This window comes from Flavobacterium terrisoli, assembly GCF_030167905.1.
GTDB classification, from domain to species: Bacteria; Bacteroidota; Bacteroidia; order Flavobacteriales; family Flavobacteriaceae; genus Flavobacterium; species Flavobacterium terrisoli.
Map to the genome: position 1 here is coordinate 153,213 of NZ_JARGNA010000005.1, position 17,826 is coordinate 171,038.

The window sequence follows — 17,826 nt, forward strand, 5'->3', positions numbered from 1 at the left end:
TAATTCCCTAAATGAGTATTGTCTATTTTTTTTCTTCTTTGGGCATATCGGAAGCACCCATATCGCGAACACAAACATATTTGCCATCTCTTTTTTCGAATAGCGCCATGTAATTTCCGCTGTATTTAGTTGTATTGGTTGTATCTGCTACTTTATAGCTTCCCAGTTCAACTACCAGATTTCCATCGCTGGAAGGAAATACTTCATTGGCTGTAAAAGTCACTTTGGTTCCTTTTGGACCTTCGCTTACCTCTTTCGCTAATTTGGCATCAATGGCGGCTTTCCCAACCAATGGCTTTTCGTTTTGCTCAAAACTTTTCGCATCGTCTGCATAATAGACTATGCTTTCGGGTTTGCCTGCATTCATGGCGTCAGCAAAAGCAGTTTCCATGGCTTGTAATTCGGTTTTGATTTGTTCTTTGTCAACTGCAACAGGTTCGGCAGCCGGTGCTTCTTCTTTTTTTGGATTACAGGCAATGGCCAATGCCACGATAATTCCTAAAGTAATTCCTTTTAAAATCTTGTTTTTCATAAAATTATTGGTTTAAAGATTTATAATTTTAGGTTACTCCACAAGATTTAGGGTAGATAAATGTACTTATAATTTATTGAAAATCAGAATCGTGTAATTATTATTTTTTTCCTTTCCAACCATTTTATAAAATAGATGCTCTATACACTTATAACAGTTTTTGCGAGGACACTAAAAATACTATTTTATGAAAAATCTAACCCTAGTCTTATTGTTGTGCATCAGTAGTTTGATGCAGGCCCAAAATCCACAATTGAATGTAAAAGGCAAAGACTCATTACTGGTGCGAATGAGTCAGATGAAAGTGAATGTGAAAGTCGTAGGCAATATTACTTATACCACTTCGGAAATGCACTTTTTTAATGGTACTAATCGCCAAATGGAAGCCGAATTATTGTTCCCTTTGCCCGAAGGTGTTTCTGTTTCGCGTTATGCCATTGATATCAACGGAAAGATGCGCGAAGCCGTTCCGGTAAATAAAAACAAAGGCAAACAGGTTTTTGAAGCCATTGAACACCGAAGAGTCGATCCGGGATTGCTGGAAAAAGTGGAAGGCAATAATTTCAGAACCCGAATTTATCCTTTGATGCCGGGCAAAGAGCGCATTGTGATTATTGGGTACGAACAGGAATTAAGTAGTTTGGATGCCACTCATTTGGGTTACCAAATGGTGAGCAGTGCTTCACGCGAGTTGGATGTTTTTGAACTGAATGTATCCATTGTTGGTGCTGCGATGACACCGACGGTTACTACCGATGAAGGCACTTTGGCTTTAGAAAACATGAACCAGGATTATCAGGCATCGATAAAAAGAAACCAGTATAAACCAAAAGGCAAACTGATGATTTCAATACCAATCCGAACAGAAATTCCAAGTGTGGTTGTGCAGTCTAAGGGAAGCGAACATTATTTTTATGCCAATACCATCATTGACGGAGAAAAAAGGCACAAGAAAAATCCAAATTCCATCGGACTGATTTGGGATGTGTCTTTGAGCTGCAGGCATCGCGATTTGAAAAAGGAACTGGAACTGATGGATGCCTATTTCAGAGGATTGAATAATGTAGAAATCACGCTTTATTTTTCGGGTTATAACTTTGATAAAAAAGCCGTCTTCGATATTAAAAATGGCGAATGGGAAGCTTTGAAAACAGTTTTAAAAGCCACTAAATATGATGGAGGAACACGTTATTCCAAAATCAAATGGGCTTCTCATGATGAGTATCTGTTTTTTACTGATGGTTTGTCGTCTTTGAGTGCCAACACTTTGGCCGCAACCAAAAAACCTATTTATACGATTACCTCACTGGTTTCTTCAGATTATGCTTTTCTGAATTACAATGCGATAAAAACCGGTGGCGCTTTTATCAATCTGAACGAAATGAAAGTAGAAGATGCCTTGAGCAAATTGGTTTTCCAACGCCTGAAATTCCTTGGGACAAAAGACAATTATATGGTCATTGAAATGTATCCTATGGTTGATACGCCGGTTTCCGGAAGTTTCAGTTTGGCAGGTATTTCATTAAAAGAAGAACAGGAAGTAACCTTGCTTTTTGGATATGATGAAACACCAATTTTGGAGAAAACCATAGTGATTAATGCCAACAGGCAAGCAGCCGATGACGTAAGCATTGAGAAACTTTGGGCACAGAAAAAAATAGCCGATCTGGGATTGCAATACAAGCAGCATGCAGAAGAAATTGAAACTTTAGGAAAGAAATACGGCATAGTTACTGAAAACACTTCGTTAATTGTTTTGGAGAATCTAAATGATTATATCCAATATGATATCGTGCCACCGGCAGAGTTGCGTCCCGAGTTTGATCGATTGGTAAAACAACAAATTGCCAACGCTCAGGCTAAGAAATACAGCAATTGGGAAAATGTAGCCAACTATTATGAAACCCTTTTGGCTTGGTGGAATAAAGACGTAAAATTTAGTCCGCCGAAACCAAAACCAGTTCAAAACCCAAAAACTGCTGGTGTACAAAGCGGAAATATCCGAGGTGTAGTTTCAGACAGAACCGGTCCTTTACCAGGTGCAAGCATAGTGGTTAAAGGTACTACCAGAAGCGCACAAACCGATTTTGACGGCAGGTACAGCATTAATGCGAGTCGTGGAGAAAAATTAGTGGTTTCATTTACAGGATATGAAAAGTCAGAGGTAAGAGTTGGCAATAGTAATGTGGTCAATGTTCAACTAAAAGATGGTGTGCATTTAGAGGAAGTTGTAATTGATGGTTATAGAAGTAGTGTCGATAGAAAAGATGAGGACGATGAAGAAATGGTAAAAGAAAAAAGAAGTCTTGCTTTTTCTACAACGGTTGTTAAAACCGAAGAAATATCTACATCAGTAAACGGTCAGGTTTCGGGTTTAAAGATATCAGCAAATGCACAAGCGCCTGGAGCACAGAGATTAACCCAAAATAATGTGATTGCCGACACTGTTGTTACTGAATGGTCTAACGGTGCAAAAGCCAACCGTTGGAGTCCGGACAGAGTGTATCTGAAAGCTTTGGGCGTCGCACCGGCAGACAAAAAGTATGGCCTGTATTTGGATTTGCGCGAAGGTCAGGAGGACAATCCTAGTTTTTATTTTGATGTTGCCAATTATTTTTATGACAATGACAACGAAGCGATGGCCTTATTGGTGTTGAGCAACATAGCCGATTTAGGTTTGGAGAACCACCAGTTGTATAAATCACTGACTTATGTATTGCGTCAATGGGAAGCTTATGAGGATGCCTTGTATACCGCCAATCAAGTCGCCAAATGGAGAATTCAGGAGCCACAGGCGCATCGCGATTTGGCTTTGACTTTGGAAGATAACAAACAGTATCAAGCCGCTTTTGACGAATTGATCAAAGGATTGGAAGTGAATTATTATGGTGAAATGCGTGGGCAGTATGAAGGTGTGGAAGACATTATTCTGATGGACATCAACCGAATGATTTCGGAGCACAAAGGCATTGATATTGGCAAATTGGACAAAAAATATGTCACCAAAATGCCGGTAGCTGTTCGCATCATTTTGAACTGGAACCAAATGGATACCGATATCGATTTGCATGTGGTGGAACCAACAGGTGAGGAGTGTTATTATGCCCATCGGGATACCGAAGCCGGTGCGAGATTCTCCAAAGATTTTACACAAGGTTACGGTCCGGAACAATATTTATTAAGAAATCCCGTTAAAGGTAAATACACTATTAAAACCAATTATTTTGGCGAAAGCGCCTTAACCGAAAACGGTCCGGCGACAGTGATGGTTGAAATATACACAACCAAAGCCGGTGTAACCGAAAGAACTTTGCAAACCATCCAATTGGGTAAAGTAAAAGAGCATCAGAATTTGGCAGAAATAACGATAGAATAGTTAAGTAATTGTGGTTAAATGATGAAAGCAGTCCCGGATTTTTTCGGGGCTGTTTTTGTTTTTTAAAATAAATTTTGTCAGAAATTAGGTTTTTTAAAAAATTAAATTAAATATTTGCAAACGAAAATTAATAATCATTTAAAACGAAGAAAAATGTTTGCATTCAAATCATTAAAACAAAGCTTCACACCGGTAGGAACTGGTGCAGCGCATCTTCGTGGCTTATATCTATCTTAGAGATTAACTTCAACAATATATGAAAAAGCCCGAAGACATTTAGTTTCGGGCTTTTTTGTATTTATTCTAGACCCTACACAAAAATTTCCCGAACACCGTTCATTACTCAGCCCAAATCGGGAGGAGAGACGCTATCGTTATTTATGCCTTGTCGTTACAGATTGGAGCTAAGTGGCGTTGCAAAATTTTAATAAACAATTATAAAATTTATGGGAAATAAATTAACCGGGAGAGACCTGATCAAATTGGGCTTCCCAAAGAATAACAGTATCAATATTGCTTTAGGGCAAATCAGCAGATACCGTAAAAAAGAAAAAAAAGACAGTATTATCAATGAGGCCAAAGATGTTTTACTACATCCTGAGAACTATAAAAACAATGGAACCTGGGGCAAAGTAGCAGAAGGTTTAATCAATCCGGTTCAGGTGAGAATGCACCAGTTGCAAACCACCAGAGCGCCGTTCTCCATATTTGGGGAAAACGAAATTGACCAACAGGCAAAGTTTCAATTGTATGACGCTTTAAAGTTGCCGATTTCTGTGGCTGGTGCTTTGATGCCCGATGCACATTCGGGTTATGGGTTGCCCATCGGTGGTGTTTTAGCGACAGAAAACGCAGTGATTCCGTATGGTGTTGGCGTAGATATCGGTTGCCGAATGAGCTTGTCGATTTTCGATTTGCCGGCATCTTTTATCAAAGGAAAAGACCATCAATTGCAGGCGATTTTGAAAGAGCACACCAAGTTCGGGATGACTGAAGTGCATGCGGTAAAAGCCGATCACGAAATCTTCAGCCGAAGTGAGTTTCAGAACATTCCGCTGTTAAAAGCATTGTTGCCAAAAGCCTATAAGCAATTGGGAACTTCAGGCGGCGGAAACCATTTTGTGGAATTTGGGATTGTAGAACTGGAAACCGTTCTGCCGGAATGGAAATTGGAACCGGGAAGTTATTTCTGTGTGTTATCACACAGTGGTTCCCGTGGATTGGGCGCCAATATAGCGAAGCATTATACGTATTTGGCAACCAAACAATGTCCGTTGCCAAAACACGTTCAGCAATTGGCTTGGCTCGATTTGAATACCCATGACGGTCAGGAATATTGGTTGGCTATGAATTTGGCCGGAGATTATGCCAAAGCCTGTCATGATGATATCCATCGTCGTGTGGCCAAAGCTCTCGGAAAGCGAATCGTGGTAACGATAGAAAACCACCACAATTTTGCCTGGAAAGAAATGGTCAACGGTAAAGAATGCATTGTGCACCGAAAAGGCGCAACACCGGCTTATCAAGGACAACTCGGAATCATTCCGGGTTCGATGACAACACCCGGTTTTGTGGTGATGGGCAAAGGAAATGGGCAATCGCTGAATTCTGCTTCTCACGGTGCCGGACGTTTGTTCTCGCGCGCCAAGTGCAAAGCCAATTTTACGCCAAGCCAAATCAAGAAAGAATTGGCGGCTAATGATGTACAATTGATAGGCGGCAATGTGGATGAAGCACCGATGGCTTACAAAGACATTCGTAAAGTGATGGCCTTGCAAACAGAATTGGTTACTGTCTTAGGAACATTTACACCAAAAATTGTCCGAATGGACAAGTAAAGTCTTAAGAGTATGGAAAAAATAATTCAGATAACTGCCGGTCGCGGACCGGCAGAATGCACTTGGGTTGCGGCCCAGGTACTTAAGAAAGTGTTGGAAGAAGCGCAAGAGAGTCAATTGGATGCAACGGTTTTGCAACGCGAAACCGGAAGTGAAAATGGGACTGTAGCTTCGGCTCTGGTTTTATTGAAAGGAAAATCAGTGGATTCTTTTATAGCATCGTGGACAGGAACCATCCAATGGATAGGCCAGAGTACCTTTAGGAAAATGCACAAAAGAAAGAATTGGTTTATCGGTGTTTTTGAAACGGATACTTTACAGTTAAAGATCCTTTCGGAAAAAGACATTCAATACCAAGCCATGCGAAGTTCGGGAGCTGGCGGACAACATGTGAATAAAGTAAGTTCGGCGATAAGAGCGATACATGTGCCGACAGGCTTGAGCGTAGTTTCGATGGATTCGCGTTCGCAGCACCAAAACAAAAAGTTGGCGACGGAACGTTTGCTTGAAAAATTCAAGGAATTTGAATTGGAACAAGTCAAGCAGCAGGTCAATAACCAATGGGAAAACCAGTTGAATGTGGAGCGTGGCAATCCAACACGAATCTTTAAAGGTTCCGATTTCAAGAAAGAAAAAGTAGTCAAGGGCTACAAATCGGAACGGCAAAAATTAAAACAACAATTGGGCGATTATGACGAATGATTGCCTGAATAATAAATTACAGTTATGAAAGCAGTAGATAAATACCTTTTTCAGGCTTTGGACAACTATCCATATTCTTTGGTGGAAACCATAGAATCTTTGGATTATGCTTTGGCCTATAATGAAAAAAGCACCATGGCTTTGTGTTTGTACGGAAGAGTACACGCCGAGCAATTGCAGGACTATGAAGAAGCGAAGCGTTTCTTTCAGGAGGCGTTGGCTATCAATGTCTATGCTGTTGTGGTGTATCCTTACTTTATCGAGACTTTGCTTTTGAATGAAGATTTGGACGAAGCGATGAAGTTAATTGACTTTGCGTTGACTTTGAAAGGAATCGACAAAGCAGTAATTATGCTTAAAAAAGTGACCCTTTTGGAAAAACAAAAAGAGATTAAAGCTGCTTTGGAGTTGTTGAAGGAAGTTAAATTGTTGGCGACCAATAATGATAATGACTATCAGATTGAGGAAACTGAAAAACGTTTGAAAGCCAAAGAGGAATTGTTGGAACCAAAGAAAAAAGACAAGTCTAAAAAGGATAAGGATGAAAAAGCGAAAAGAAAGAAGAATAAGTAATTCAGTTTGCTTAAAAGAAAGAGCGACAAGTGAATTGTCGCTCTTTTGTTTTTTATCGTTTCAGCGTAAAATGGCCTTTGTGCGTTCTGCCATCTTCCCGGTGTACCACAAACCAATAGTCGTCGGAAAATAACATTTTTCCATTGAGTGTTCCATCCCAGCCTTCAGTTCCTGAAGGGAAGCCAGTGATGAGTTTTCCATATCGGTCAAAAATATAAACCTGAAAATGAGGTTCGTTTTCCGAATTTTTTATATACCAGGTTTCATGAACACCATCTCCGTTAGGCGTGAAATAATGCGGGTAATTAAGCAACCAAATAATCTGAGTTACAAGTCTGCAACCTCCCGGATCACGAACATAAACGGTGTAAAGTCCGGGCCTTAAATTGGTAAAGGAAGGACTGTCCTGAAAAGTGATGCCATCAATGGAATATTCAAAAACTCCCTGTGTAGTTGTGACTACCGTAATGCTGTTTTCATCATCGGTCCAATCGTGTGATTCTATATGGTCAATTTCGGGTACTTCGGCGATGTTTACCGTAATATCTTTTGTGGTAACACAGCTTAAGGGCGTTGTATTACAATTACCATAAGTATTGGTTGCTGTTACATTTACTGTTGTGGTACCAACGTCGCCAATGGTTATGCTTGGTAAGGTTGTACCGTCTGACCAAGCGTAGGTAGTAATCGGAAGATTGCCATTGGCAGCATTAAGGACTACGGGTTGTCCGGCACAAGAGACATAATCCGATAACAGGTTAATTCGTGGGTTTTGTCCCGTAATCAAGTCAAAAGAACCAGTTTGGTAACAATTTGGCAATTGGTTAAAAATAAGCCTGATGTAAATGGTTTGCGTACTGCTAACCGGATTGAAAGCCGTTATGTTGGTGATTGGGTTGCTGTTGCTGTTGGCATCTGCCTGAGAAGTATGATAGGACAGGGTATAGTCCGCCGTTGATTGTGGTCCTAATATACCGGCGTTCTGGGATGACAAATCAAAAGTCTCATTGCCGGTTATGGTTGGCGTACAATAAAGCATATCACATGCCGGGAATACGGTAACCAATTCTTCCAAATCAGAAAGGTCGAAAGATCGGGTAATGCTATTACCACAAGCGTCTTCTACCTTAAACTTATAAATGCCTGTGGTTAAATTTAGGAACACATTTGAGTTTCCGTTGTCTATTACAAATGGAGCGCCGTCTTTTTCAATTATCCAATAATGCAGCGGTGGCTGACCTGTAGTAGTGACCAGTACATCAAAATTACCCGAAGTGGAGCAGGGAATACGATATACCTCGTCTATGGATAAAACATCAGTATAAGTAAGGTAAGGCGATAATATTTCGACGCATTTTTTTTCAAAAGTCACCAGCCCGCCATTGATGTCTACTCCATTGTTATACGAGGTGAAGAGATGCACTATCCTGAACACACCGGTAAAAGTAAGATCAGGATTGATGGCGTTATTTACCAATATATAGGAATTGGCAGTATTAGGGATGGTTCCATTGGGATAAACAACATCTGTAATCGGATGTCCCCAAGTGTCTGTGGCTTCATCCAATAATTTTTGGAGTACAAAGGTTTCGCTTCCGGTCAGATTGGAGTTAAATTGAAGCGGTATATTAAACACTCCGCAATCGGCTACCAATGAATAAGAACTGGAGTTTACCGTATAGCCGTTAATCATTTGTGATTTATTTGAAGTAAAATTACAAATGTCAGTTGTTGTGAAAGTGTAATTCCCTTCCGGTAAATCGGAGAGGTATAGTTCACCAGTAGCCAAAATGTTATTAGAAATATCATGTGGTAGCGGAAATGGATATGCTGCCGGTGCCGCTGTAATTTTTGCGGTTAAAAGCCTACCGTTATTACCAATTATCTTTAGGGAAGCAAAACCTCTGGCACAACCCGGCAATACATCAATCGTGATTCCCATATTTTCATAGGGAGGAACGTTTACCGGAAGTGGGTCGTAAACATTACCGCATATATCAGTAGCATAGAGGATGTAATCGCCCTGTGGTACCGGGGCTAAACTCAAGGCACCGGCACTGTTTATAGAAGCGGTTACATCATGTGGCAAGGGAAAAGGATAGCCGGCCGGGGCAGACATCACGATGACTGTAGCGAGTTCCGTATTAGAAACAGAGATTGATATTTGACCATCATTGCTTAAACAGCCATTACTGCTTCCGGTAGCACTAACTATGGGAGGCGTATCTTCAACTGTAAACTCTAAGTCAAATGTTTTACCACAAGGGTCAGTTATCGTAACCACATAATCACCAATGGGCATAGGATTAGCTTCGCTTCCATATACAAGTGTAGATTGGGTATAAGGTCCCGGATAATTACTGTCAAAAGTCACAGGATCAAAACCAGCTGGTGCGCTTGTAAACTGCATTGAAAAGGTGCCGACAAAATTTTGGATAGCAAAATTTACATAATGTTTGTTGCAGGGCAATGGGATTACCTCTGCGGAGGCAAAAATATCGTTGTTTACAATAAAGTTGTTTGGCGGATAAGTTATGCCGCAGGCATCAGTCAGTGTGATACTATAGATATAATCATTATCGACATCATAAGGAATTGTTAGTGAGATTTCCTGTGATGTTGGGTTTCCCGAATTTAAAACCATATTGACAGTTGTGGTATTTCCAGGAAGGTATAAAGTGTAAAGGACCTGTAAAGGATAGGCGATTACCGTACCCGTTCCAGCCAATATGGTATTGGTAGCCACCAGAAAATTACATGATGGAGGTGCAGTGTCACTAAAAACCGGACCGCCGGCAGTCAGAGGTGGCGGAGTAAGTGGTACCGTAAATGCCTGTACCAAAGCATTTCCGCAACTGTCGGTGACAGACATTCGGTAAACTCCGGGTGCCAAGCCTGAAAAGGTATTGGATGCCTGTGGCGGATAGGTCGCAGGTCCTGAAATTATGGCATAAGAGACAGGATTTCCTTCGGTTACTACAGCAGTAACAATACTGGTACTGGAGCAGGGCGGATAAGTAGTCTCTACGGTATAGACAAGCGGTTCAAACGAACTGGTTATGGTAATGTCCTGTTGCTGTGTTGTGACAGTTGAACCTACGGTTTCTCTGGCAATGATGCGGTAAGTACCGGCAGTCAGTCCGTTTACGATGTTACTCGGTCCCGAAGCGAAAGGCGTAACCAGCTCAGGGAGTTTGTAAACGAAATAGGTGATGGAGCCACCGGGATCCGCACCTGAAACGGTCATGGTTACCGAGCCGTTTCCGGGACAGGTTTCATGGGTTACGGCCACAGAAAAGGAGAAGCTAAAACCTGCCATCGGGCAAAGCCAAAGCAATACAAGGATTAGTCTGTAGCACCATTTTTTCATATCATTCAGAAATGTCTGAGATTCAGTCCAATGCTAATTTTCTTTCAATTGGAAGCCTAAAAGTATGAAATTTAGATGAATAAGTGAAGCTGTTGTGTTTTTTTATACTCAGAAGGATAATGGTTTGTGTGGCAAACAGGGGGCTTTTGTTACTTGAAAGGTTAAAAAAAGTAAGCCGAAAACCGTTTTGTTGATTTTGCTGCTGAGGTAGCGTGGTCTGATAAAGTTTTTTTTAATTCGCGGTCTACAATAGACTTCATGCGAAGGGCTTTCATTGAGGGCTTGATGATGTGATGTCTCCAGCGGTGCCCAAGATAATCTAGTTTTTTACCACGGATAATGGAATACACCACGATACTCGTCACGATAATCAGTACAATAGGCTCGTTATTTTTTCCGTTGATCATCATGGTATGGCAGTGATTGTTTAAGGCTTACCAAGTTACGATAAATCTTGAGACAATGCTCGCTTTTTTTAATAAAAATTGAATTTGAATAATGATTACCGGACATTCGGTATCTCTGTTCATTTTCTTTGCTTGTCCAAAGAAAACGAACCAAAAGAAAGGACCCTTTTCGGAGGAATTTTTAAGCTGCGCTTAAAACCGTCTGGCAAACTTCGCGATCCTTTGGACCTGAATCTCGAAGCTTTGCTCAGACCTATTCTCCCGAAAAGTTTTTTTTTTCTAAGAACTTATTGTTTATAGACACTGTATCAGGATATTCCAAAACTGCGAGCGGAGGCTTCAACACTCTGTGCGGGTGGTCTAACACTCTTGACGGGTTCTTCAACACTGCGTGCAGATGGCTTAACACTGTGTGCGGAGGCTTCAACACTCTTGGCGGGTATCTCAACACTGCGTGCGGGTACTTCAACACTCATGGCGGGTGGTTCAACACTGCGTGCGGATTCTTCAACACTGCGTGCGGATGCTCTAACACTGTGTGCGGGTGCTCTAACACTCTTGGCGGGTTCTTCAACACTATCAGCAGGTTGTTCAATATTAATTTCTGTTCATTTTCTTTGCTTGTCCAAAGAAAACGAACCAAAAGAAAGGACACTTTTACGAGGTGTTTCCGATAAATTGGAACCGATTTTAAAAGCCTAAAATTTCTACAAGGATTCGCAATTTTTTAACGGCTTTTAAAATCTACACTGCGTAAAAGGGGCTTACTAACATGTTTTTTTTATTCATGGACAATAAAAAAAAGCTTTCGGGAGAAAGCTTTTTGGTGGTATTTGATTGATATAAAGTAAAGCAAAATGAAGTCTAGTGCCTGAATACCGCCACTTAAAACCGAATGTCCACTGGACATTCTCCTCTTAATATCAAAGGCATTTGATTTTGATGATTATTCTTTTGGGCGTTTGAAGACGAGGCTACTGATTTGTCGGTATTGGGGTGACGTTGCGCCGAAGAGTGCTTTGATATAATTTTTGACATCGAAGGCTTTGTTTACTAAGGCGGTGTCTCCTTCATAGAAATGATCATTTCGGCTGATGATGGCGTTGCTGTAGGGCACATAGGCATTTCTTACGGCGGTGTTTGATGCGGACAGTTGGGTTAGTAGGTCCTGCAGGGTAGCGACTTTTAGTTCGTTTTCATTGGGGTTGTAGTTAGGTTCGTTTTGAGTGACTACAATTAATTCTTCGAAGCTGTCGACCAAACGGTCATAACTTTGTTGGGATACTGATATTTGATTTTCTTCGGGTGTGGTGATTGTGGTTTCTCCGGCTCTTTTGCCTGTGAGTTTGCGGATGATGGTTCGGGCGTCTTTGACATTGGGCGCTGCTGCGTTTTGGGCAATCATCACATTGATTATACGAGTTGCTAATGGTTTTAGCGGTTTGAACAGCAATTGTCTTTCGCCGGTAGCCATATCAAACGGGCCTTTGCTGTCTTTGACGGCTTTGAGTTTTAGTTTGGCCTCATCAAAAGTGCTTTGAAGTGAGCTGATTTTGAGTTCATTGTTGGTTGGGTTATAGGTTGCGCCATAACCTGTGCAAAAGGTTATTAGGGTTTCAAAGTTGGCCACGTTCTTTGCGTGACCGGTTTCAGAAGTTGATGCCATGGTTTTTAAAGTTAGGAGTTATGAATTATGAGTTATGAGTTTTTGGTTCTGGAAATAGTTCGGTGGGATGTACGTTGAGGATAATTGCGATATCGAGTACCGTTTTTAAGTTGGGCATTTTTTTACCGTTTTCGATTTTGCTGTAATAGCCTTGTGTGATTTTTAGTTGTTCAGCCATGTAGTATTGGGATAGGTTCTTTTCTACACGTTTGATGATGATTTTTTTGAGGATTGTTTCTACCATATGCAATAATTGGAAGGGCTATTATAAATGCCATTTGTGGTTAATAAATAAATAAATTGCTTGTGGTATTTAAAGCCAAGTTAAGAAAGGTGATTTATACTACAAAATAAATTGTAGGAAAATATATTCCTTATTGGAATGGATTTTTAAGGGGGGTTTGGAAAGGAGATTTAGCGTGGTAGGAGCAGGCTTAAAGCGATTGACCTTTGGCTGCGGCTAGGGCGGTTTCAATGGTATATATTACTTTGGGGAGGTTTTTATGGATTTCTGTTGGCCAGAACCAGAGAAATTTTACTCGCCTAAAATGTCAGTGATATAATCATAGATATTATCCTCTACAGGATTATTCATTGAATAAACAACTGTGACTGCTGAAACGTCTTTATTATTGTCATCCTTTAGTGTTGTTTGTTTGAAGGTATTGTCGATTGGGACCATGTCTCCCATGTAATAATGATCATCACCTTCATCATTACTTTTTTTAACAAATAATGGAATTCTGAGGTTTTTATTATCCCTGATGGTTTGAATATCAGGGCTATTTAATGTTCTTTTTGATTTAGAAACCCATTCAAACTCAAATTTATTGAGGAATCTATCCTCATATTTTGTCGAATTAGAAATGTGTTCACTTTTATGATAGTTCACAAAAATAGGGCAGTGTGTTCGGTCTGGGCTTATTATAGAACCACCTACATTTTGAGCTAATGGGTTTGTTTGCCAATTTAAAATTCTGAAAACATCCTTACGTGAATATTTTTTATACAATATAAAACCGTCAATGAATTTGTCAATTTGAAATGCTTTATTAAAAGTTTCAATTGAGTAGATTACATTGTCATTTAAAAAATTGAGAAAAGTTTCATTTAGGAGTGATAATTGAAATTCAGGATGAAAAGTCAATTTACCACTTTCAACATTTATAACTTTTAAATTGTAAACTTCGTTAACAGGTGTAAGTTTTTTGTTTTTATTTTCGGTTACAAATTTGAAATTTAAGTTGTTGATAGCTGACCTTATTGTTTCATCAGTTGGAGTATATTCGTAATTATTTTCAATTAACTGTCTAACTTTAATTATTGAAGTTTCTTTATTTTCAATTAATAATTTTAAAATGATGTTTTCTTCAACCCTTACACCATTGTTTATTTCTTTTGAGAATAGTTCAAGAAGTTTAATTTCATTAGGTTTCAATTTATCTTTCAGTTCATCTTCTTGACTTTCAACGAAATTGTAAAATGATCTTGAGTATTTAGAGTAAAGAAAAGGTTCTCTTGAACCATGTTCAATAAAGTCCATCATCATTGGTATTCTACCTAGTTTGTTTTTTAAAACAACATAATCATTCACGAGGTCTTTTTTCAATTTCATATTTGCAGAATCGATGGCTTCAAAAATTCTGTTTTTAGAAATTTCGTCAAAATTAATTGTTGAACTACCTGGAATTAAGCTACTGCCACTTGCCATCAATTTGCGTAAAGTATCTTTGTTGTATGAAGTGTCACCATACAGAGCTATGGGAACGAGGAAGGAATTGGCATAATTACCAATAAAATCAATAACTGTAAGATATTCTTTGTTTGCATTTTTTCTCAAACCACGTCCTAATTGTTGAACAAAAACAATAGCCGATTGAGTGGGTCTAAGCATTATTATTTGATTAACGCAAGGAATATCTATTCCTTCGTTAAAGATGTCCCTTGTGAAAATATAGTCTAATTTTTCAATTTCAGAATCAGTTTCAAGTCTCCTGATTGCTTCACTTCTTTCTTCGTCAGAATTGTCGCCAGTCAGAGCTACTGTTTTGTAATTCCTTTTATTAAATTCATTAGAAAGTTGTTTACACTCATCAACACTTGAACAAAATATTAATCCACGAACTTTTCCATTATCGCAGTTATATAGCTTAGCCTTTTCAATAATTCTTTCAACTCTTTCGATAGAAGTTAAAAGTCTAAAATCAGCATTTTCTTCTAAGACTTTTCCATTTACAGTAATGTCCGTAATACCATAATAGTGAAAAGGGCTTAACATATCTTCCTCGAGAGCTTTGTGTAATCTGATTTCGTAAGCAATATTATAATCAAAGGATTTAAAAATATCGAAATTATCACCTCTTTCTGGAGTTGCGGTCATGCCTAATAAGAAATTAGGTTTAAGATAATCTAATATTCTTTGATATGAAGCAGCACCAGCTCTATGAGTTTCATCGATTACTATATAATCAAAAAAGTTACTTTCAAATTGTTCAAGATTTTCTTGTTTCGAAATAGTTTGCACGGTTGAAAAGATAAAATCAGCATTTAAATCTTTTTGATTTCCTGTATAAAGTCCCATTGTTTTGGAATCATCAAAAATACTTTTGAAAGTTTTTAATGCAGCCCTTGCAATGTTTTCTCGATGGACAATGAATAAGAATTTTTTAGGATTATATTTTTTTACATCAAAAGCAGATAAAAAGGTTTTGCCGGTTCCTGTTGCAGATATTAATAAAGCTTTGTCCTTATTATTTGCTCTTAATTCTTCGATATTGGCTAATGCTTCAACTTGCATTTGATTGGGAACAATAGGCTTTGAATGAAATAATTCTTCTTTTAATTCAAAGTTTAGTGCAATTTGTCTTTGATATAATTTTTCATATTCTTTGATAAATGTTGTATTAACTGGAACTGCATTTTCGAACTCAAACGTAAACAACTTGATAGCCTCAAAAATAATGTGGCTTATAGGAGTAGCAGAAATTTTTAAGTTCCATTCCTTATTAGAACAAAGAGCCGTTGCAGTTAGATTACTACTACCAATAATTAAATTATAAATGTTTTCTTTTTTAAAAAGATATCCTTTAGAGTGGAAATCACCATCCGTTACAATTCTCAGTTCAATATTATCGAATTGTAATAGCCTTTTTAGAGCTTCTGGTTGGGTAAAGTTTAAGTATTGAGAAACTAAAATTTTTCCTTTGATGCCTCTTTTTTCTAAATCTACCAGAGAATCAATTAAGGTTGCGACACCACTAGTAGTAACAAAAGCTACAGAAAACCAAAATTCATCTCCATTTTTTAATTCTTTTAACTCTCTTAATATGGTGGTTAAAACTTTAACACCAATTGATTTGTCGTTGGTTACTAATTGAGGAAGGTATTCTTTTTTTGAATGTAAGCTTCTATCGATAAAACCCGTAGTAAAGCTCTGCAGTAAATGTTCTCTGATTAAATCCATAGATTATGACATTATTAGTTTGTCGACAATCGGAACATCAGCTGCAGCCCAATCCAATGACTTAAGGTCAGTATTTTTTAACCACTTATAATCTATATGTTCAGTGAGTTGCAATTCAGGATTATTACATGAACACAAAAAACTATGCATTATTAATGTAAAGTCAGGATATTCGTGATTAACAGTTAGGTATTTTGAGTCTATTTTTATATCAATGCTTAACTCTTCACGAATCTCTCTAAGTAAAGCTTCCTCGTTGGTTTCGTTTTCTTCAACTTTTCCTCCGGGGAATTCATATTTAAAAGCAATGTAATCATATTTACTATCTCCGCGTTGAACACAGAGTATTTTATTATTATGCGATATAACCGCAGCAACAACTTCTATTTTTTTCATTTGGACGACAGGTAATATTCAAATATATACAAATAATTGGAGAAATTTTAATAAATCGAATTTATGGAATAGAACAAAAAAAACACCCACTGAAAGTGAGTGCTTGTTTTTATGAATACTAATGCTATTAATCCCGATAGGGATTTGATTTGGGTACAAAGAATAATTATGTTTTTAGAAAAATCCCTTTAGGGATGATATAATATCTATATTGGATTTGTGAAATATAACATCCCTGGCGGGATTTTTTTGTTATATTTATTTTCCAATGGGTTGAAACCCATTGCTACGCGTATTTAACCCCTAGCGGGGTTGTGTGTTTTCACATCTAGCTAATGTAATTAAATAATTTCATGACAGATGAATTCTGCAATATTAAATTGGGTATCGATTATCCAATCATTTTCTAACAATAATTTTTTCAGTGCTTCATCTTGATTGATTACCTCTTCAACAATACCTATGACCTGCATGTTTTCTACTTCATCACCATTGGGAGATGTTGTATTTCCTTCGAGTGTTATAAATATGTATTTTTTCATTATCCTAGCTTCTTATATGTTCCTCTACCATTAAACTCTATGATTCCTTTATCTCTTAAAAATTGCAGTTGCTGTCTGATTTTATCTTTAATAAAGTTATTGTTTGGGTGTTTTAATTTTAAATCTTTTTCAAAATTATAAATATCTTCAAGTTTAAAGTCTTTACTTGGTATTTTTTCAACGCAATGTAATATATCTAAAATCCATCCCTTGGCATCAACACTTTGATGCCTTAAGAATGTTGTTTTATTATAGGCTATTTGAACTATTTCAGGTTTAATGATTTTAGACTTTTCAACTAAAAATATTTTTCCAAGTTCTGATACTTTAGATATATCAATATTACAGCCAGTCCAACCTGCTCTTTTTGCAGTTTCAGATAAAGGTTTTCTTTTTATAATAATTTCGGGGGTAAAAAATTGTTTTGGAATTATTAAAAAGTTATCTACTGCAAAGTCTTTATTGTAGGTTAAAAAGAAAAAATTTGGATTTGTATCAGAAGTAATCCTCTGTATCATTGTATCATAGGCGCCATCTGTAATGGTATTGCTAAATTTTCCACTTTTGCTTTTTAACTCAAATACTTCTGTACATTTTGTACAATAAAAATCAGCAACCGGCTTATTGTTTGCAAAATCGTTTAATGGTTTTTCTCCACAGCCAGGACAATACGAATTAAGTTTTACCCAATCTTCTGTTAGGACTCTTGCAATTTGTGAATTACTACTATATCCTTTTGCTAATTCAATATTAAAATTTAAGTCCATTTTACTGTTTTAAAAAAGGTTTTGCATGCATGAAATTGTAGCTTTTTGCTAAAATAATAAATGCAAAACTAATGTGATTACACTTTTAGTATACTTTTCAACAAAAAAACACCCACTAAAAGTGAGTGCTATTGTTTTATGTAATGAGATTGCTTCGCCAGTTCGAGTTTCACTCTCGGGTCCTCCTTCGTCGG

Annotated in this window: 14 protein-coding genes; 5 read left to right on the top strand and 9 right to left on the bottom strand. The window is 38.0% G+C overall.

Translation table 11 applies throughout. The features are described 5' to 3' along the window. Positions 1 to 22: 22 nt before the first annotated feature. The gene (locus P1K33_RS08245; protein WP_284652461.1) at positions 23 to 532 is read right to left on the bottom strand and encodes a YybH family protein; all 510 of its coding nucleotides are present in this window, start codon (positions 530 to 532) and stop codon (positions 23 to 25) included. A gap of 187 nt (positions 533 to 719) precedes the next feature. Between P1K33_RS08245 and P1K33_RS08250 the strand changes: the two genes are divergently transcribed. The 4 genes from P1K33_RS08250 to P1K33_RS08265 all read left to right on the top strand — a co-directional run bounded on the left by P1K33_RS08250 (position 720) and on the right by P1K33_RS08265 (position 7,021). Further along, the gene (locus tag P1K33_RS08250) at positions 720 to 3,908 is read left to right on the top strand and encodes a DUF2135 domain-containing protein (RefSeq protein ID WP_284652462.1); all 3,189 of its coding nucleotides are present in this window, start codon (positions 720 to 722) and stop codon (positions 3,906 to 3,908) included. 446 nt (positions 3,909 to 4,354) lie between these two features. Then, on the top strand, positions 4,355 to 5,746 hold the full coding sequence (locus P1K33_RS08255; RefSeq protein ID WP_284652463.1) for an RtcB family protein: 1,392 nt from the start codon (positions 4,355 to 4,357) through the stop codon (positions 5,744 to 5,746). A 12-nt stretch (positions 5,747 to 5,758) separates the two neighbouring features. Next, the gene (gene prfH / locus P1K33_RS08260; RefSeq protein ID WP_284652464.1) at positions 5,759 to 6,448 is read left to right on the top strand and encodes a peptide chain release factor H; all 690 of its coding nucleotides are present in this window, start codon (positions 5,759 to 5,761) and stop codon (positions 6,446 to 6,448) included. 24 nt (positions 6,449 to 6,472) lie between these two features. Then, on the top strand, positions 6,473 to 7,021 hold the full coding sequence (locus P1K33_RS08265; RefSeq protein WP_284652465.1) for a tetratricopeptide repeat protein: 549 nt from the start codon (positions 6,473 to 6,475) through the stop codon (positions 7,019 to 7,021). A 52-nt stretch (positions 7,022 to 7,073) separates the two neighbouring features. On the opposite strand, the gene P1K33_RS08270 is transcribed toward P1K33_RS08265, so the two are convergent. Both P1K33_RS08270 and P1K33_RS08275 read right to left on the bottom strand, forming a co-directional pair. Beyond that, on the bottom strand, positions 7,074 to 10,391 hold the full coding sequence (locus P1K33_RS08270) for a T9SS type B sorting domain-containing protein (protein ID WP_284652467.1): 3,318 nt from the start codon (positions 10,389 to 10,391) through the stop codon (positions 7,074 to 7,076). A 161-nt stretch (positions 10,392 to 10,552) separates the two neighbouring features. After that, the gene (locus P1K33_RS08275; RefSeq protein WP_284652468.1) at positions 10,553 to 10,801 is read right to left on the bottom strand and encodes a hypothetical protein; all 249 of its coding nucleotides are present in this window, start codon (positions 10,799 to 10,801) and stop codon (positions 10,553 to 10,555) included. Between the two features lie 366 nt (positions 10,802 to 11,167). Here P1K33_RS08275 and P1K33_RS08280 point away from each other — a divergent pair, with 366 nt between their 5' ends. Continuing rightward, a complete protein-coding gene (locus P1K33_RS08280) occupies positions 11,168 to 11,500 on the top strand; it encodes a hypothetical protein (RefSeq protein ID WP_284652470.1) in 333 nt (110 codons plus the stop codon). 244 nt (positions 11,501 to 11,744) lie between these two features. Here the strand turns inward: P1K33_RS08280 and P1K33_RS08285 are convergent, their stop codons facing one another. The 6 genes from P1K33_RS08285 to P1K33_RS08310 all read right to left on the bottom strand — a co-directional run bounded on the left by P1K33_RS08285 (position 11,745) and on the right by P1K33_RS08310 (position 17,632). After that, complete coding sequence (locus tag P1K33_RS08285; RefSeq protein ID WP_284652472.1) at positions 11,745 to 12,464, bottom strand: hypothetical protein; 720 nt, start codon at positions 12,462 to 12,464, stop codon at positions 11,745 to 11,747. Between the two features lie 25 nt (positions 12,465 to 12,489). Further along, complete coding sequence (locus P1K33_RS08290; protein WP_284652473.1) at positions 12,490 to 12,708, bottom strand: helix-turn-helix transcriptional regulator; 219 nt, start codon at positions 12,706 to 12,708, stop codon at positions 12,490 to 12,492. A 291-nt stretch (positions 12,709 to 12,999) separates the two neighbouring features. Next, complete coding sequence (locus P1K33_RS08295; RefSeq protein ID WP_284652474.1) at positions 13,000 to 15,927, bottom strand: DEAD/DEAH box helicase; 2,928 nt, start codon at positions 15,925 to 15,927, stop codon at positions 13,000 to 13,002. Between the two features lie 3 nt (positions 15,928 to 15,930). Further along, complete coding sequence (locus tag P1K33_RS08300) at positions 15,931 to 16,323, bottom strand: (deoxy)nucleoside triphosphate pyrophosphohydrolase (protein WP_284652476.1); 393 nt, start codon at positions 16,321 to 16,323, stop codon at positions 15,931 to 15,933. 341 nt (positions 16,324 to 16,664) lie between these two features. After that, positions 16,665 to 16,865: a hypothetical protein gene (locus tag P1K33_RS08305; protein WP_284652477.1), complete on the bottom strand. Its 201-nt coding sequence runs from the start codon at positions 16,863 to 16,865 to the stop codon at positions 16,665 to 16,667. Beyond that, the gene (locus tag P1K33_RS08310) at positions 16,865 to 17,632 is read right to left on the bottom strand and encodes a DpnI domain-containing protein (RefSeq protein WP_284652478.1); all 768 of its coding nucleotides are present in this window, start codon (positions 17,630 to 17,632) and stop codon (positions 16,865 to 16,867) included. The genes P1K33_RS08305 and P1K33_RS08310 overlap by 1 nt, the downstream gene beginning before the upstream one ends. Between the last annotated feature and the right edge of the window lie 194 nt (positions 17,633 to 17,826).

What these genes read in the sequence shown, in the direction of transcription:
- P1K33_RS08245 (WP_284652461.1), bottom strand. Translation starts at nt 532, where the DNA reads ATGAAAAACAAGATTTTAAAAGGAATTACTTTAGGAATTATCGTGGCA.
- P1K33_RS08250 (WP_284652462.1), top strand. Translation starts at nt 720, where the DNA reads ATGAAAAATCTAACCCTAGTCTTATTGTTGTGCATCAGTAGTTTGATG.
- P1K33_RS08255 (WP_284652463.1), top strand. Translation starts at nt 4,355, where the DNA reads ATGGGAAATAAATTAACCGGGAGAGACCTGATCAAATTGGGCTTCCCA.
- prfH (WP_284652464.1), top strand. Translation starts at nt 5,759, where the DNA reads ATGGAAAAAATAATTCAGATAACTGCCGGTCGCGGACCGGCAGAATGC.
- P1K33_RS08265 (WP_284652465.1), top strand. Translation starts at nt 6,473, where the DNA reads ATGAAAGCAGTAGATAAATACCTTTTTCAGGCTTTGGACAACTATCCA.
- P1K33_RS08270 (WP_284652467.1), bottom strand. Translation starts at nt 10,391, where the DNA reads ATGAAAAAATGGTGCTACAGACTAATCCTTGTATTGCTTTGGCTTTGC.
- P1K33_RS08275 (WP_284652468.1), bottom strand. Translation starts at nt 10,801, where the DNA reads ATGATGATCAACGGAAAAAATAACGAGCCTATTGTACTGATTATCGTG.
- P1K33_RS08285 (WP_284652472.1), bottom strand. Translation starts at nt 12,464, where the DNA reads ATGGCATCAACTTCTGAAACCGGTCACGCAAAGAACGTGGCCAACTTT.
- P1K33_RS08290 (WP_284652473.1), bottom strand. Translation starts at nt 12,708, where the DNA reads ATGGTAGAAACAATCCTCAAAAAAATCATCATCAAACGTGTAGAAAAG.
- P1K33_RS08295 (WP_284652474.1), bottom strand. Translation starts at nt 15,927, where the DNA reads ATGGATTTAATCAGAGAACATTTACTGCAGAGCTTTACTACGGGTTTT.
- P1K33_RS08300 (WP_284652476.1), bottom strand. Translation starts at nt 16,323, where the DNA reads ATGAAAAAAATAGAAGTTGTTGCTGCGGTTATATCGCATAATAATAAA.
- P1K33_RS08305 (WP_284652477.1), bottom strand. Translation starts at nt 16,865, where the DNA reads ATGAAAAAATACATATTTATAACACTCGAAGGAAATACAACATCTCCC.
- P1K33_RS08310 (WP_284652478.1), bottom strand. Translation starts at nt 17,632, where the DNA reads ATGGACTTAAATTTTAATATTGAATTAGCAAAAGGATATAGTAGTAAT.